Annotated in this window: 13 protein-coding genes and 1 pseudogene; 11 read left to right on the forward strand and 3 right to left on the reverse strand. The window is 62.6% G+C overall.

Annotated features, from left to right (window positions below):
* The first annotated feature begins 2 nt into the window (after positions 1-2).
* The 6 genes from ACPW74_RS14110 (at position 3) to frdD (ending at position 6626) form a co-directional block, all read left to right on the forward strand.
* Complete coding sequence (locus tag ACPW74_RS14110) at positions 3-680, forward strand: glycerophosphodiester phosphodiesterase (RefSeq protein WP_323899601.1); 678 nt, start codon at positions 3-5, stop codon at positions 678-680.
* Positions 681-836: 156 nt separating this feature from the next.
* Positions 837-2714 carry a methyl-accepting chemotaxis protein gene (locus ACPW74_RS14115; protein WP_143237204.1) on the forward strand — a complete coding sequence of 626 codons (1878 nt, stop codon included), beginning with the start codon at positions 837-839 and terminating at the stop codon, positions 2712-2714.
* 516 nt (positions 2715-3230) lie between these two features.
* Complete coding sequence (gene frdA / locus ACPW74_RS14120) at positions 3231-5015, forward strand: fumarate reductase (quinol) flavoprotein subunit (protein ID WP_010673806.1); 1785 nt, start codon at positions 3231-3233, stop codon at positions 5013-5015.
* Positions 5008-5742 (forward strand): succinate dehydrogenase/fumarate reductase iron-sulfur subunit, encoded by a 735-nt coding sequence (locus tag ACPW74_RS14125; RefSeq protein ID WP_042065016.1) that lies wholly within the window; start codon positions 5008-5010, stop codon positions 5740-5742. Before frdA ends, ACPW74_RS14125 begins: the two co-directional genes overlap by 8 nt.
* Before the next feature lie 16 nt (positions 5743-5758).
* On the forward strand, positions 5759-6157 hold the full coding sequence (locus ACPW74_RS14130) for a hypothetical protein (protein ID WP_010673804.1): 399 nt from the start codon (positions 5759-5761) through the stop codon (positions 6155-6157).
* 112 nt (positions 6158-6269) lie between these two features.
* A complete protein-coding gene (frdD, locus tag ACPW74_RS14135; RefSeq protein ID WP_010673803.1) occupies positions 6270-6626 on the forward strand; it encodes a fumarate reductase subunit FrdD in 357 nt (118 codons plus the stop codon).
* Between the two features lie 109 nt (positions 6627-6735).
* Here frdD and ACPW74_RS14140 read toward each other — a convergent pair.
* Positions 6736-7433 (reverse strand): annotated as a pseudogene (locus tag ACPW74_RS14140) (DAPG hydrolase family protein).
* 94 nt (positions 7434-7527) lie between these two features.
* Here ACPW74_RS14140 and ACPW74_RS14145 point away from each other — a divergent pair.
* Positions 7528-8169, forward strand: coding sequence for a TetR/AcrR family transcriptional regulator (locus ACPW74_RS14145; protein ID WP_425858233.1), 642 nt, complete (start codon positions 7528-7530; stop codon positions 8167-8169).
* Between the two features lie 10 nt (positions 8170-8179).
* Here ACPW74_RS14145 and ACPW74_RS14150 read toward each other — a convergent pair whose 3' ends face one another.
* Positions 8180-9400: a winged helix-turn-helix domain-containing protein gene (locus ACPW74_RS14150; RefSeq protein WP_113977500.1), complete on the reverse strand. Its 1221-nt coding sequence runs from the start codon at positions 9398-9400 to the stop codon at positions 8180-8182.
* 74 nt (positions 9401-9474) lie between these two features.
* Complete coding sequence (locus ACPW74_RS14155; RefSeq protein ID WP_425858235.1) at positions 9475-10110, reverse strand: class I SAM-dependent methyltransferase; 636 nt, start codon at positions 10108-10110, stop codon at positions 9475-9477.
* A 187-nt stretch (positions 10111-10297) separates the two neighbouring features.
* Here ACPW74_RS14155 and ACPW74_RS14160 point away from each other — a divergent pair, with 187 nt between their 5' ends.
* Genes ACPW74_RS14160 through ACPW74_RS14175 form a run of 4 tightly spaced genes read left to right on the forward strand, consistent with a single transcriptional unit; the run spans position 10298 to position 13939 of the window.
* The gene (locus ACPW74_RS14160; RefSeq protein WP_425858237.1) at positions 10298-10963 is read left to right on the forward strand and encodes a thermostable hemolysin; all 666 of its coding nucleotides are present in this window, start codon (positions 10298-10300) and stop codon (positions 10961-10963) included.
* On the forward strand, positions 10960-12441 hold the full coding sequence (locus ACPW74_RS14165; protein WP_425858239.1) for an AMP-dependent synthetase/ligase: 1482 nt from the start codon (positions 10960-10962) through the stop codon (positions 12439-12441). The genes ACPW74_RS14160 and ACPW74_RS14165 overlap by 4 nt, the downstream gene beginning before the upstream one ends.
* A complete protein-coding gene (locus ACPW74_RS14170) occupies positions 12438-13094 on the forward strand; it encodes a TenA family transcriptional regulator (RefSeq protein WP_039039563.1) in 657 nt (218 codons plus the stop codon). Before ACPW74_RS14165 ends, ACPW74_RS14170 begins: the two co-directional genes overlap by 4 nt.
* Entirely contained in the window at positions 13091-13939 is an 849-nt protein-coding gene (locus tag ACPW74_RS14175; protein ID WP_039039562.1) for an SDR family oxidoreductase, read from the forward strand. The genes ACPW74_RS14170 and ACPW74_RS14175 overlap by 4 nt, the downstream gene beginning before the upstream one ends.
* The last annotated feature ends 1 nt before the right edge of the window (position 13940 follow it).

A 13940-nucleotide genomic window follows, 5' to 3' on the forward strand; every position in this document is an offset into this window, starting at 1 on the left:
TCATGCAGATCATTGCCCATCGCGGTGCCAGCGGCCTGGCCCCGGAGAATACCCTCAAGGCGATGAGCCTGGCGCTGGATCTGGGTGCCAAAGCCATCGAGCTGGACGTGCAGTGGGCCGACGGAGAGCTCTGGGTCTTCCACGACCGGCGACTGGAGCGCTGCACCAACGGCCAGGGTGTGCTGACCGGGCAATCCCGGGAGTACCTGGCGAGCCTGGATGCGGGGGACGAGGAGCGGATCCCGACCCTGTGGCAGGTGATGGCACTGGTGGCGGGGCGCTGCGAACTGCACATCGAGCTAAAGGGCGCCCACACCGCCGAGCCGGTGGCCGCCCTGACCAGGCGGGCCGAGGCCGAGCTTGGCTTTACCCAGGTGCACTGGATCGTTTCCTCCTTTCATCATCCCGAGCTGTTACGCTTCAAGGGACTGCGACCGGAAATCAGGATCGGCGCCCTGACCGCCAGCCTGCCCCTCGACGGCGCCGCCTTCGCCGAGACGCTGGGGGCCTGGTCACTGAACTGCGACGTGGATTTCGTCGACGAGACCCTGGTGGCGGATGCCCATCGCCGGGGGCTCAAGATCCTGGTCTATACAGTCGACGAAGTGAGTGATGGGATCGCCCTCGCCAGCATGGGTGTCGATGGCATCTTCACCAACCGGCCAGATCGATTCAGCTGAGTATCGGCGCGCCCTGGCAGGCCACAAGGAGGTGAAAAGAATTGAAAAAATGCGGTGCACCGGGATACATAAAGTCCATAGCCAGCCGATACAGAGTTGGCTCATAACAATAACAAACACCATGGATCTCTGACTGACGCTCACAAGGATGTAAACATGAACCTATCCATCAAGAACAAGCTGGTCCTCTCCATCGGGGCCATCATTCTGGTCATCACCGGCCTGCAGGTCTGGTACAACACCTCCCAGTTGCGCAGTGAAACCCAGCGGCTGATCTGGAGCTTCATCGACGACAGCTCGGTCGCCAACGTCAAGGGGATCTCCCGCTGGCTCGACGCCCGCATCAATCTCGTCACCGCCACCAAGGAAGCCTTCGCCAAGGAAGACGAGCCCCTCAGCCACCTGGCCCAGTCCATGAATGCGGGCAACTTCGATCTCGTCTACGTGGGCACCAAGGATGGCCGGATGATCCAGAGCAAGCCGACCGATCTGCCGGCCGGCTATGATCCGCGCCAGCGCCCCTGGTACAAGGACGCCATGGCCGCCGGCAAGCTCGCCATCACGGCCCCCTATGCCGACATCACCACCGGCCAGCTCATCATCACCATCGCCGAGCCCTTCAGTCGCGGCAACACCGACGGCGTCATCGCCGGTGACGTCTCCATCGACGGTCTGGTGAAAGACGTGCTCGCCATGAACTCGGAAGGCACCTATGCCATTCTGGTGGACAGCAACGGCACCATCATCGCCCACCCGGACAAGGATCTGACCCTCAAACCCGCCACCGCCATCTCCCCGGAACTGACGGCAGCCAAGGTCAACGAGCTGGCCCATGACAACACCATCTCCGAGATGGATATCAGCGGCAAGGCGAGCGTATTCGACCTCACCGAGATCCCCAACACCAACTGGTATTTCGGCATCGTGGTGGATGAAGCGGTCGCCTACCAGTCCGTCTCCCGCATGGTCACCTCCGACCTTATTCAGGGATTGCTGACCATCCTCATCGTGGCGGGCTTCTCCTATGTCGCCATCAACGGCTCCCTGGCGCCGCTGAAAACCCTGGGCGAGGCGATTGTCGATCTCTCCCGCGGCAACGGCGATCTCACCCGTCGCATCAAAATCGAGCGTGAAGACGAGGTCGGTACCGTCGCCAAGCACGTCAACACCTTCATCGAGCGCATCCACGTCATGGTGCAGGACATCTCCAACTCCTCCACCCAGCTCAACCAGCAGGCCAGGTCTTCCCACGACATGGCGGAGAAATCCAACCAGGGGCTGGCCCGCCAGCAAAACGAGATCTCCCAGATTGCGACCGCAGTGCACGAGATGTCCGCCACCGCCGTCGAAGTGGCCAGCAATGCCGAGCAGACCGCGGAAGCGGCCCGCAGCTCCTCCAGCAGTTGCGAGCACGGCAAGCAGGTGATTGCCCGCAACCAGCGCTCCATCACGGATCTCGCCACCCAGGTCAAGCAGGCCTCCGGCATCATTCAGGAACTGGAGAAGAACGCCCAGGAGATCAACACCATCCTCTCCACCATCCAGGGCATCGCCGAGCAGACCAACCTGCTGGCGCTCAACGCCGCCATCGAGGCCGCCCGGGCTGGCGAGCAGGGACGCGGCTTTGCCGTGGTGGCCGACGAGGTGCGGGTGCTTTCCCAGCGCACCCACAGCTCCACCGTCGAGATCCGCAGCATGATCGAGACCCTGCAGCGCAACACCCAGGGCGCCGTCAGTACCATGCACGAGGGTCAGTTGCTGGCCCAGAACAGCGTGGAAGATGCCAACGATGCGACCCAGGCGCTGGAGCAGATCACCACCTCCATCAACCAGATCTCCGACATGGCGACCCAGATCTCCAGCGCCGCCGAGGAACAGCGTGCCGTCACCGACGAGGTGAGCCGCAACATCCAGGCGGTCAAGGATGTCTCGGACGAGCTGGCAGTGGATGCGGACAGCTCCCGCAATCTGTCGGCCCAGCTTAAAAATATTTCAGGTGAATTGAATAATCAGGTCGGCATGTTCCGCATCTGATCGACCATGGGAAGAAAGGGGCCGTTCAGGCCCCCTTTTTTTATAAACCCTTTTTGTTTCAACGGTTATAATCCCCTTTCGAGACCCTAAACCCTGTGATCGACATCTCCTTTTGCCCATGTGTGGGAGACGGGCCCAGTCTGTCATGGCTATATTCGCATTACTTTTTTGATGCCTAATCTCGATATGTCATCGTGATAATAGTTATCATTAAACTGTTTTGATAAAAAACTTAAAAATTTTATGGGCAATACCCAAAAAGAGAGGCATTTCTCATTTTTTTGAAAGAAAACTACGTATAATCTTGGAGTTAAAATCACCAGAGTAGCGAGTACGGCTGATCCAGATCACTGATGGATGGCGATAATGACGGCATTTTCATCCAAGGAATGGGGTGGTTGTAATAAAAATCACCGTTGCCAAGCACTAAAACAAAGCAGTTTGACTTGCATCAAGCCTGAATTTTTTTCATAGAGCAAAATCGTGCCCAGCAAATCTATCCCTAAGGAGGCAGATGTGGATATTATCAAGACCGATGTTGCCATCATCGGTGCCGGTGGCGGTGGCCTGCGTGCCGCAATCGCCATTGCAGAAGCCCACCCGGAGCTGGAAATCGCCCTGATTTCCAAGGTCTATCCGATGCGCAGCCACACCGTGGCCGCCGAAGGTGGCGCCGCAGGCGTCGTTCGTGATGACGACTCCCTGGAAAACCACTTCAACGACACCGTCTCCGGTGGTGACTGGTTGTGTGAGCAGGACGTAGTCGAGTACTTCGTCAACAACGCCACCAACGAGATGATCCAGCTGGAGCACTGGGGTTGCCCCTGGAGCCGCAAACCGGACGGCAAGGCTAACGTTCGCCGTTTCGGCGGGATGAAGATCCCCCGCACCTGGTTCGCCGCCGACAAGTCCGGCTTCCACATCCTGCACACCCTGTTCCAGACCTCCATCAAGTACCCGACCATCAAGCGCTTCGACGAGCACTTCTGTCTGGATCTCATCGTGGAAGATGGCCGTGTCCAGGGTGTCGTCACCTTTGACATCCAGAACGGCATCACCCGCTTCATCCAGGCCAAGTCCGTGGTGCTGGCCACCGGCGGCGCAGGTCGTGTCTATCGCTACAACACCAACGGCGGCATCGTCACCGGTGACGGCATGGCCCTGGCCTACCGCCACGGCGTACCGCTGCGGGACATGGAGTTCGTCCAGTATCACCCGACCGGTCTGCCGGGCACCGGCATCCTGATGACTGAGGGTTGTCGTGGTGAGGGTGGCATCCTGCTGAACAAGGATGGCTATCGCTACCTGCAAGATTACGGTCTGGGCCCGGAAACCCCGGTCGGCCAGCCAAAGAACAAGCACATGGAGCTGGGTCCGCGCGACCGTCTCTCCCAGGCCTTCTGGCAGGAGCAGCAAAAAGGCCGCGTGATCCAGGGCCCCATGGGCGACGTGGTTCACCTTGACCTGCGCCACCTTGGCGAGAAGTACCTGAAAGAGCGTCTGCCCTTCATCTGCGAACTGGCCAAGGCCTATGTGGGTGTGGATCCGGTGAAAGAGCCGATTCCGGTACGTCCGACCGCCCACTACACCATGGGTGGCATAGAAACTGACGGCAAGTGCGCCACTCGTCTGGCCGGTCTCTATGCCGCTGGCGAATGTGCCTCCGTCGGTCTGCACGGCGCCAACCGTCTGGGTTCCAACTCCCTGTCCGAGATCGTGGTCTTCGGCAAGGTGGCCGGTGAGCAGGCAGCCGAGTTTGCCGCCACCCAGCAACACGGCAACACCCAGGCGCTGGTCGCCAAGGCCGAGGCGCTCATCAAGCAGCACCTCTCCCTGCTGGACATCGACGGCACCGAAAACCCGGCGGATATCCGCAACGAACTGGGCATGTCCATGGAAGCCGGTGTCGGTATCTACCGTACCGAAGAGCTGATGCAGGGCACCATCGACAAGATCAACGAGCTGAAAGCCCGTTACAAGAAGATCAAGATCAACGACAAGTCCTCGGTCTTCAACACCGACCTGCTGTACGCCATCGAGCTGGGCTACATGCTGGACGTGGCGGAAGCCATGGCGCACTCCGCCATCAACCGCAAAGAGTCCCGCGGTTCCCACCAGCGTCTGGACGGTTACGAGGAGCGCGATGACGTCAACTTCCTCAAGCACACTCTCTCCTTCTACAACGGCGAAGGGGCCCCGACCATCGACTATTCCGATGTGAAGATCACTAAATCCCAACCGGCCAAGCGCGTGTACGGTTCCGAGGGTGAGAAACAAGACGAGGCTAAGAAGAATGGCTGAGATGATCGAAATTGAAATCCTGCGCTACCGTCCCGAGCAGGATAACGAGCCCTGGATGCAGACCTTCCAGGTGCCCTACCTCAAAGAGATGTCCCTGCTGGATGCGCTGCAATACATCAAGGATCATCTGGACTCCACCTTGAGCTTCCGCTGGTCCTGCCGGATGGCGATCTGCGGCTCCTGCGGCATGATGGTCAACGGCATTCCGAAACTCGGTTGCAAGACCTTCCTGCGGGATTACCTGCCGGGCAAGATGACTATCGAACCGCTCAACAACTTCCCCATCGAGCGCGATCTGGTGGTCGACATGTCCGACTTCATCGAGAAGCTGGAGAGCATCAAGCCCTACATCATCCCGTCCGAGCCGCGCAGCCTGTGCGACGGCGAGTACACCCAGACGCCGGCTGACATGGCGAAGTATCACCAGTTCTCCATGTGCATCAACTGCGGTCTGTGCTACGCGGCCTGCCCGCAATATGGCATCAACAAGAAGTTCACCGGTCCGGCGGCCCTGGCACTGGCCTATCGCTACAACGCCGACAACCGCGACAGCGCGTCCAGGGAGCGGATGAAGATCATCAGCCAGGACGAGGGCGTCTGGGGCTGTACCTTCGTGGGCTACTGCTCCGAAGTGTGCCCGAAAGGCGTGGATCCGGCCGCCGCCATCCAGCTTGGCAAGGTCGAGAGCGCCAAGGACTACATGATCGCCATGTTCAAGCCGGATTGAGACCAGGAGTGAGACCATGAACAACACTGAGAGCAAACGTAAGCCTTACGTGCGCGAGATGAAGAAAGACTGGTGGCTGAAGAATGCCTTCTACACCGGTTACATGATCCGCGAAGGCACCAGCATCTTCGTTTCCATCTACGCCGTCGTGCTGATGTGGGGTCTGCTGCGGCTGGTACAGGGTCAGGAGGCATTCAACGGCTGGCTGGAATCCCTGCAAAGCCCCATTGCCATCCTGTTCCACGTCATCGCCCTGGCAGCCTGCCTGTTCCACGCCAAGACCTGGTTCGCCCTGGCTCCGAAAGCCATGCGCATCTTCCGTGGTGAAGACCTGGTGCCGGAGAAGCCGATCGTCATCGCCCAGTATGTGGCGCTGGCGGCGGTATCCCTGCTTGTCCTGATCATCGTGGCCTGAGGAGAAAACCATAAGACGTTCTGACGAACCCGGTTATTGGTGTCTGTTTGGTACCGGGCTCTCACTCAGAAACGTTGGCCACGATCACTCAATCATGATTTGAGGAAAAAATATGAGACGTTCTGACGAGCCAATTTACTGGGGTCTGTTTGGTGCGGGTGGCATGGTGGTTGCCATGCTGCTGCCGGTCATTGTCCTCATCACAGGTCTGCTGGTGCCCATGGGCATCATGGACGTGGAGACCATGAGCTACGAGCGCGTGCTGGCATTCGCCAGCTCCTGGTGGGGTGCCTGCATCCTGCTGGTGATCATCGCCCTGCCCGTCTGGCACGGCATGCACCGCATCTACCACGGCCTGCATGATCTGGGGATCCACACCACCAAGCTGCACCACTATGTGTTCTATGGCTTCGCCTTCCTGGTGTCCGCCATCACCGTCGGCCTGCTGATGGTGCTGGTGCTCCAGTAAGCACATCCTGACTGCATGACAAACCGGGCCCAGTGCCCGGTTTTTTTATGACCATCTTCCGCGGTTCATCTCCATCCGGCAGCTGGCCTGCACGCTCGTTCGGCATCCGTCACCAGAGTCGCGGTGCCGGTTCACGACCGTTTTCCGCGTAGTAGAGCGACGGCAGAAACTGCGCCAGATAGCTGAACTCGCTGTAGCAGTGGCGCATCAGGTTGAAACCTACCTCGTCCGGCACCTCGTCAAGCGGGTTGGCGCAGGCTTTGCCCAGCAGAAAACGACTGCGCAGCACACAGCCATAGGGGGTATCCCGCGCCAGGTGCAGCATCTCGCCATCCAGCGGCGCACCGTTGTCATCCAGCGCCACCTCGTTGCCAAAGCCGATACGGGCGCAGATGGCGGCAGAGAGAGCCTGCGTCTCCCGCGCCTCCTGTAGCGATTGCGGGGCGAACACCTCTTCGGCACCGTGGAACTTGAGGCGAGCTGCCACCGGCGGCAGCTCGGCAAGCCACTCCACCGCCTTTATGCTGGCTCCCACATAGCGCTCCCCTTTTTCCAGTGATGATCCCAGCCCCGGTGCTCGACGTGGTCGTGGGGGTGCCACCACCTGATGTGCTGGGTCGTCTCGAAGAAGGTGAACCACCAATCCAGCATGCGCCCCTTGCAACCGTGCAGATCGGTGCGGATGGCGACCGTCAGCAGGCCGTCGGTGCTGCGGGTCAGACCCATTTCCAGGCGAAGGGGTTGCGGACTGAGCAACTCGTTGATGTCATTGACGCCCCAGGGGGCAAACAAGGCAGAAGGATGCATGATATGACTCCCATAAATTTAGGAAACGAAATTCGTTTCTTAAATTACGCTATGCCTGTATGCTGGGTCTGTCAATGCTTTCCAGGAGCCCATCATGTCGCACCAGAACGATGAAGAAACACGCTCACGAGGCCGTCCGGTCACCCCGGAAGCCGACCTTCGCTCCGCCCTCGCCGAGGCGACGCTGACTTTGTTGCTCAAGGGGGGCTACAACGCTGCGACCGTGGATGCGGTGGCCAAAGAGGCGGGGGTTGCCAAGAAGACTCTCTACCGCTTCGCCGCCAATCGCGACGAGCTAGTAGCGCAGGCGGTGCGCAGCTGGACCGATGCCTTTCAACCGGCCTTCGAGCAGGATGCAACCCACCCCGAGGTACTGGGAGAGATGCTGGTGCAGGGCTTGCAAGCCATTGCCAGCCAGGTGCTGAGCGCACCGGCGGTGGGCATGTTCCGACTGCTGCAGCATGAGTTCGCGGGGCGCGATGCCCTGCTGGCGGCCTATCAGGAGAACGGCATTGCCCGCGGCAGAGCGACGCTGGCGGCGTGGCTACAGCGCCAGCAGCAACTGGGCTGGCTGCGCGAGCTGGACACCGCCCAAACCAGCGACCTGCTGCTGGCGATGACCATGGCGGAGCCGCTGCGCCAGATGGCGCTCGGCTTGCTGGCGCCGGGCAGCGGCATCCGCGCGCGCATCGCCGCCGCCGTAGCCCTGGTCCTGCCCGGCTTGATGCGAGGGTAGGCGTCCTTCCTCAGCGTGCCACCTCCTGCCATTGAGCCAACAAGGGAGCAGGAACGTTGCCATAACGCACCAGCGGGGTCTGGTGCCACTCCGCCAGCTTCTGGATGGCCTTGCCCAGATCCTGGGCCAGGGTCCGGGTCACCCTGATCCCGTCTTCCAGATAGAGGCTCTTGACCTCAAACACCCCCTCCTTGCGATGGGCCTTGGCGTCCATCCTGCCCACCAGCTTGCCGCGATGCAGCAACGGCAGCACGAAATAACCGTACTGGCGCTTGGGGGCCGGGGTATAGCACTCGATGCGATAGTCAAAACCAAACAACTCGCTGGCCCGCTTGCGATCCCACACCAGCGGGTCAAAGGGCGAGAGCACGGCGGTGTGGCTCGCCTTGAGGGAGCCCGCCTGGGCCCGGACCAGTTCATCGGCCAGGGAGGCGTGAACGAAGGCTCCGTGCTGCCACCCCTCCACTCGTACCGGCAACAGCTCCCCCTCGTCCGCCAGCTGGTGGAGCAGGGCGTCGTATTTCCCCCGTTTAAGGCGATAGTAATCCGCCACCCAGCCGGTCTTGACCAGCCCCAGCGCCCGGCAACTGGCTCGCACCATGTCCCGCCGGGCGAGATCAGGACTCGGCAGATCCCGCTCGTCATTCCACTCCGGCATGACCCGCTCGGCGAGATCGTAGACCCGCTGGAAATTGCGCCGTTCGCGCACCATCAGCTGGCCTGCGGTAAACAGCACCTCCAGGTGGCGCTTTTCGGGCTTCCAGTCCCACCAGCCGTTGCCCTTGTCCCCCTTGCGCTCGAAGTCTGCCGCCCGCACCGGGCCATCCTGGCGAATGCGCTCCACTATCTGCGCTATCTCGCCGCCGTGGGTCTTGAGCCACTGGGCGGAGAACTTCCAGCCCATGGCGGCGGGATCCAGCATGCGATGGCGCAGCAGCCGGTAATCTTCCCGGGGGACGAAACAGGCCTCGTGGGCCCAGTATTCGAAGAGGTCACCATCGGCCAGCAGTTGTTCCAGCCAGCGCGGATCGTAGTGGCCGAGACGGCTGAACAGCACCAGATAGGGGCTGCGGGCCACCACGGAGATGGTGTCTATCTGCAGCAACGCCATGCGGCGAATGCAGGCGAGCAGGTCGGCGGGGGTTGCTCTGGCGCGGCGCGGGGTCAGCAGCCCTTGGGCCGCCAGTTGCAGGTGGCGAGCGTCTTGCAATGAGAGGTGGGGGATCGACATGGAGATAGGGGCATCCGTTCCTGGGTATCAGGCCACCAGCATGCCCAACTCATGGCCAAATGAAAACGCCCGGCTCAGGGTTTGGTGAACACCGCCACATCCGCATGAGGAAACTCGACCGCTGCCTGCCAGCGGACAGCCAGGGCACGGAATGAGGCCTCGGCGAAGAAGACGATATGGGTGGGATCGTGGCGATAGCGCCAGGTCTTGAAGCGCTCGTCCCCCAGCACCCGCTGGGTCTGCAACACCAGCACCCCGCCGGGCTTGAGACAGCCCCAGAGCGTGTCCAGCACGGCGCGGGGGGTGGCGATGTGCTCTATCACCTCGGTGCTGGTGATGAAGTCGTATTGCCTTGTCAGGCACTCGGGGTCGTCGGCATAGAACTTGTCGTAACCCGCCATCTCGAAGCCCGACTCCCGCCCCATGGCGACCAGCGCCGGGCCCGGGCCGCAGCCAAAGTCGAGGCCGCTGGCAGGAGGCGGCACCCGGGCCAGCACTTCCCCGAAGGCCCGCATCAGGAAACGGCGATAGCCGGGATCGTCCACCCGGTTGTCGTGATCGTCGTAGACCGCCTTCTCGGCCGCTTCGTCCAGGTGATCCGCCTCATCCAGCCAGACCAGCTCGCACGCCAGGCAGCGGTGATACGCCTTGCCTGCCACCGGCAGGGGGTAACTTCGGCAGGACGAGCAGAGAGGGCAAGGGGCTGGCATGGGGACTCCTCGGGTGGCGACAGCGGGGCAGATTGCCTGCCGCGCCCGCCGCTGGCAACTGTTTTGTCTTGTGCCCCCGTCGATCCCCTTTCACCGCCCGCCAGATTTTTTCGTCTTTTTTTGCGCCTTAAGGGTTTCTTAAGTTTGCCCTTTTACTCTCAAGCCATTCCAAGAGAAGGAGCCAACCATGACCAGCGAGATCCAAGCCCCCTACAGGTTGATCCTGGCCGAATCAGAGCAGCAGGTCATGGCGCTGCAAACCTATATCCAGGCCGCCTACACCCTCGAATTCAACGCCCGCATCCCCCATTTTCTGCCCTGCCTGCTCGGACTCTACCGGGCAGACGGCGTGCTGGTCGGCGCCTGCGGCCTCAACCAGGCCAGCCATGGCGAGCGTGAGCAGCCCCTCTATCTGGAGCAGTACCTGGAACAGCCCGTCGAGGCCGCCATCGAAACCCGCCTCGGGGTACGTCCGGCCCGCAGCCGCATCATCGAAGTGGGCAACCTCGCCTGCCGCGAGCCGGGCAATGCCCGCCTGATGTTTGCCGCCCTGTGCCGACTGCTGTGCGACAACGCCCTGGACTACGTGGTGTTCACCGGCACCGCCAAGCTTCGCAACAGCTTTGCCCGGCTGCGCCTCAACCCGGTGGAGCTGGCACTCGCAGAGGCCCACCAGGTCGGGGAAGACGCCAGCGCCTGGGGGGAGTACTACCGCTGTCAGCCCAGGGTCATGGCGGGCGACCTCAACCAGGGGCGCGAGGTGCTCGCCCAGAGCAGCCTGCTGCTCAACCTGCTGGGGCCCATGCCCATGCTTTTTGACCAGGCCGGCCATGACAAGAGGTGCGCTCAATGAGCCTGTTCGACGCCATCGCCCGCCACGACAGCCTGACGCCGCGACAGCCCGCACTGCAAGGCAGCCAGGGAGAGCTGGATTACCGGACCCTGTGGCAGCAGATCCAGCGCCTGGCCGACCGCTTGCAGCACGCCGGCATTCGCCGCCTGGCCCTGCAGCTCGACAACGGTCTGTCCTGGGCCCTGATCGATCTGGCCTGCACCCGGGCCGGGATAGTGGTCATTCCCGTGCCTCACTTCTTCAGCCCGGCGCAACAGGCCTGGCTGCTGGAAAGCTGCGGGGCCGATGCCCTGGTGGGGCCCGAGCACCAGGGATGGCAGGCGGCCGCGCCGCTCGTGCTGATGGCAGGCAGGCCGGATGAGCAGGCCGTGCCCCTGTGGCGCCGCATCCCAACCAGCCTGCCCGAGCTGCCGGCGGGCACCGCCAAGATCACCTATACCTCGGGCACCACGGGCCAGCCCAAGGGGGTCTGCCTGTCGCTGGAACAGATGACGGCGGTCTGCGGATCCCTTGCCCTGCGGGTGGCCCCTGCCCGGGTTGAGAAACACCTGACCCTGCTGCCCCTCACCACCTTGCTGGAGAACCTGACCGGCTTGTATGTACCGCTGCTGACCGGCGCCTGCAGCCGCATCCCTTCCCTGGGGGAACTCGGCTTCTCGGGCTCCAGCAAGCTGGATCCTGCGGCCCTGGCCCAGGCACTGCTGCGCTGGCCCAGCCACAGCCTGGTGCTGGTACCCGAGTTGCTGCGCCTGCTGCTGGCCCTGTGCCTCAATACCCCTGCCCTGGCGACACAGCTCGGCACCCTGCGCTTCGTCGCCGTGGGCGGCGGCAAGGTCGCCCCCGAACTCATCGCTCACGCCCGTGCGGCGGGGCTGCCGGTCTATGAGGGATACGGTCTCTCCGAATGCGGCTCCGTGGTCGCCCTGAACGGCCCCCACGGGGATCGTCCCGGCAGCGTCGGCCTGCCCCTGCCCCACTGCCAGGTGACGATCGCCGCAGACGGCGAAGTCATGGTCAGCGGCAGCGCCATGCTGGGCTACCTGGGGGAAGAAGGCGAGACGGGCAGCCAGATCGCCACAGGGGATCTGGGTCGGATCGACGAGGAGGGCTATCTCCATATCACGGGGCGCAAGAAGAACGTGCAGATCACCGCCTTTGGCCGCAACTTCTCCCCGGAGTGGGTGGAAGCCCAGGCCCAGCTCTGCCCGGCCATCGCCCGCATCGTCATCTTCGGTGACGGTCAGCCCGCCAACGTGGCCCTTATCCAGCCGCTGCCGGGCAGCCAGTCCCAATTGCCAGAGCAGATTGCCCGGCTCAACCAGCAGTTGCCCGATTACGCCCGCATCCATCACTGGTTGCCGGTCGCCCTGGATCAGCTCCCCGGCCTCCTGACGGCCAACGGGCGCCCCCGTCGCAACGAGATTTATCACCATTTTTCCCGGCAGATCAGCCAATGCCTCACAGGAGAGACCTCATGAGCTTCTACCAGACCCTGCAACAAGCCACCGCCTGCGAGCGCGAGCGCCTGTTCAACGCCCCCATCATCGAGGCCTGCCGCCGCGGCGACATCAGCCGTGACACCTACCTCGCCTTCCTGGCACAGGCCTACTACCACGTGCGCCACACGGTGCCGCTCCTGATGGCCACCGGCGGCAAGCTGGGGCAGGAGTACGAATGGGTGCGTGGCGCCATCAGGGAGTACATCGACGAGGAGTACGGCCATCAGGAGTGGATCCTGAACGACATCCGTGCCTGCGGCGGTGATGCCGAGGCGGTGCGCCACGGCCAGCCGGGCCTGCCCATCGAGTTGATGGTGGCCTTCCTCTACGACCAGATCCAGCGCGGCAACCCCATGGGGTTCTTCGGCATGGTGCAGGTGCTGGAAGGCACCAGCGTCGCCATCGCCCTGACCGTCGCCGACCAGCTCAAGAGCGGTCTGGGTCTGCCGCCCCAGGCCATGAGCTACCTGAGCTCCCACGGGGCCCTGGACCAGGAGCACCTCAAATTCTTCGAATCCCTGATGAACCGGGTGGAAGATGCCGCCGATCAGGCCGCCATCATTCACGCCGCCAAGGTGGTCTACCGCCTCTATGGCGACATGCTCTATCAGCTCACGGGATCCTGCCAATGAAGCTTGAAGGCAAACGCATACTGCTGACTGGCGCCAGTGGCGGCATTGGTGAAGCCCTGGCCCATGAACTGGCGGCCCAGGGTGCCCATCTGCTGTTGCACGGTCGTCGGGCCAGCGCCCTGGAGCGCCTGCGCCGGGAGCTGCCTCATCCGGATCGCCACCAGACAGTGACGGCCGATCTTGGCTCTCCCCATGAGCGGGCGCAGCTGCTGCAACATCCGGCCCTGGACGAGGGGCTGGACGTGCTCATCAACAGTGCAGGCTGCAACCAGTTCGCCTGGCTGGAAGATCAGAGCAGCGAGCAGGTGACACGCCAGTTGCTGCTCAACGTCGAGGCGCCCATCCAGCTCACCCGGGCCCTGCTGCCCCGGCTGCGCAAGCCCGCCATCATCATGAACATCGGCTCCAGCCTCGGGGCCATCGGTTTTGCCGGCTACAGCGTCTATTGCGCCAGCAAGTTCGCCATGCGCGGCTTCAGCGAGTCCCTGGGGCGGGAGCTGGAGGGAACCGGCATCAAGGTGCTGCACTTTGCCCCTCGCGCCACCCGCACCCACCTCAATTCCGAGGCGGCCTATGCCATGAATGCCGAGCTCGGCACCCGGACCGACAGCCCACAGGACGTGGCCGAGGAGGCCGTCATCGCCCTGTGCAACGAGACACGCCGCCGCTGGCTCGGCTGGCCGGAAAAGCTCTTTGTGCGGCTCAACGGCCTGCTGCCCGCCTTGGTGGACATGGCCCTGGCCAAGCAGCGCCCGATCATCGAGCGCCACGCCCGCCGCACCGCCTCCCCAGCCCCCGATCACAGGAGCGATCCCGCCTGTGCGACAAACGAGAAGGAACATTGAG

Origin of the sequence: Aeromonas sp. INTO2, assembly GCF_049860605.1 — a bacterium.
Classification (GTDB): Bacteria; Pseudomonadota; Gammaproteobacteria; order Enterobacterales; family Aeromonadaceae; genus Aeromonas; species Aeromonas caviae.

Excerpts from the sequence above, each read along its gene's own strand:
- ACPW74_RS14110 (WP_323899601.1), top strand. The coding sequence starts at position 3 with ATGCAGATCATTGCCCATCGCGGTGCCAGCGGCCTGGCCCCGGAGAAT.
- ACPW74_RS14115 (WP_143237204.1), top strand. The coding sequence starts at position 837 with ATGAACCTATCCATCAAGAACAAGCTGGTCCTCTCCATCGGGGCCATC.
- ACPW74_RS14125 (WP_042065016.1), top strand. The coding sequence starts at position 5,008 with ATGGCTGAGATGATCGAAATTGAAATCCTGCGCTACCGTCCCGAGCAG.
- ACPW74_RS14130 (WP_010673804.1), top strand. The coding sequence starts at position 5,759 with ATGAACAACACTGAGAGCAAACGTAAGCCTTACGTGCGCGAGATGAAG.
- frdD (WP_010673803.1), top strand. The coding sequence starts at position 6,270 with ATGAGACGTTCTGACGAGCCAATTTACTGGGGTCTGTTTGGTGCGGGT.
- ACPW74_RS14145 (WP_425858233.1), top strand. The coding sequence starts at position 7,528 with ATGTCGCACCAGAACGATGAAGAAACACGCTCACGAGGCCGTCCGGTC.
- ACPW74_RS14150 (WP_113977500.1), bottom strand. The coding sequence starts at position 9,400 with ATGTCGATCCCCCACCTCTCATTGCAAGACGCTCGCCACCTGCAACTG.
- ACPW74_RS14155 (WP_425858235.1), bottom strand. The coding sequence starts at position 10,110 with ATGCCAGCCCCTTGCCCTCTCTGCTCGTCCTGCCGAAGTTACCCCCTG.
- ACPW74_RS14160 (WP_425858237.1), top strand. The coding sequence starts at position 10,298 with ATGACCAGCGAGATCCAAGCCCCCTACAGGTTGATCCTGGCCGAATCA.
- ACPW74_RS14165 (WP_425858239.1), top strand. The coding sequence starts at position 10,960 with ATGAGCCTGTTCGACGCCATCGCCCGCCACGACAGCCTGACGCCGCGA.
- ACPW74_RS14170 (WP_039039563.1), top strand. The coding sequence starts at position 12,438 with ATGAGCTTCTACCAGACCCTGCAACAAGCCACCGCCTGCGAGCGCGAG.
- ACPW74_RS14175 (WP_039039562.1), top strand. The coding sequence starts at position 13,091 with ATGAAGCTTGAAGGCAAACGCATACTGCTGACTGGCGCCAGTGGCGGC.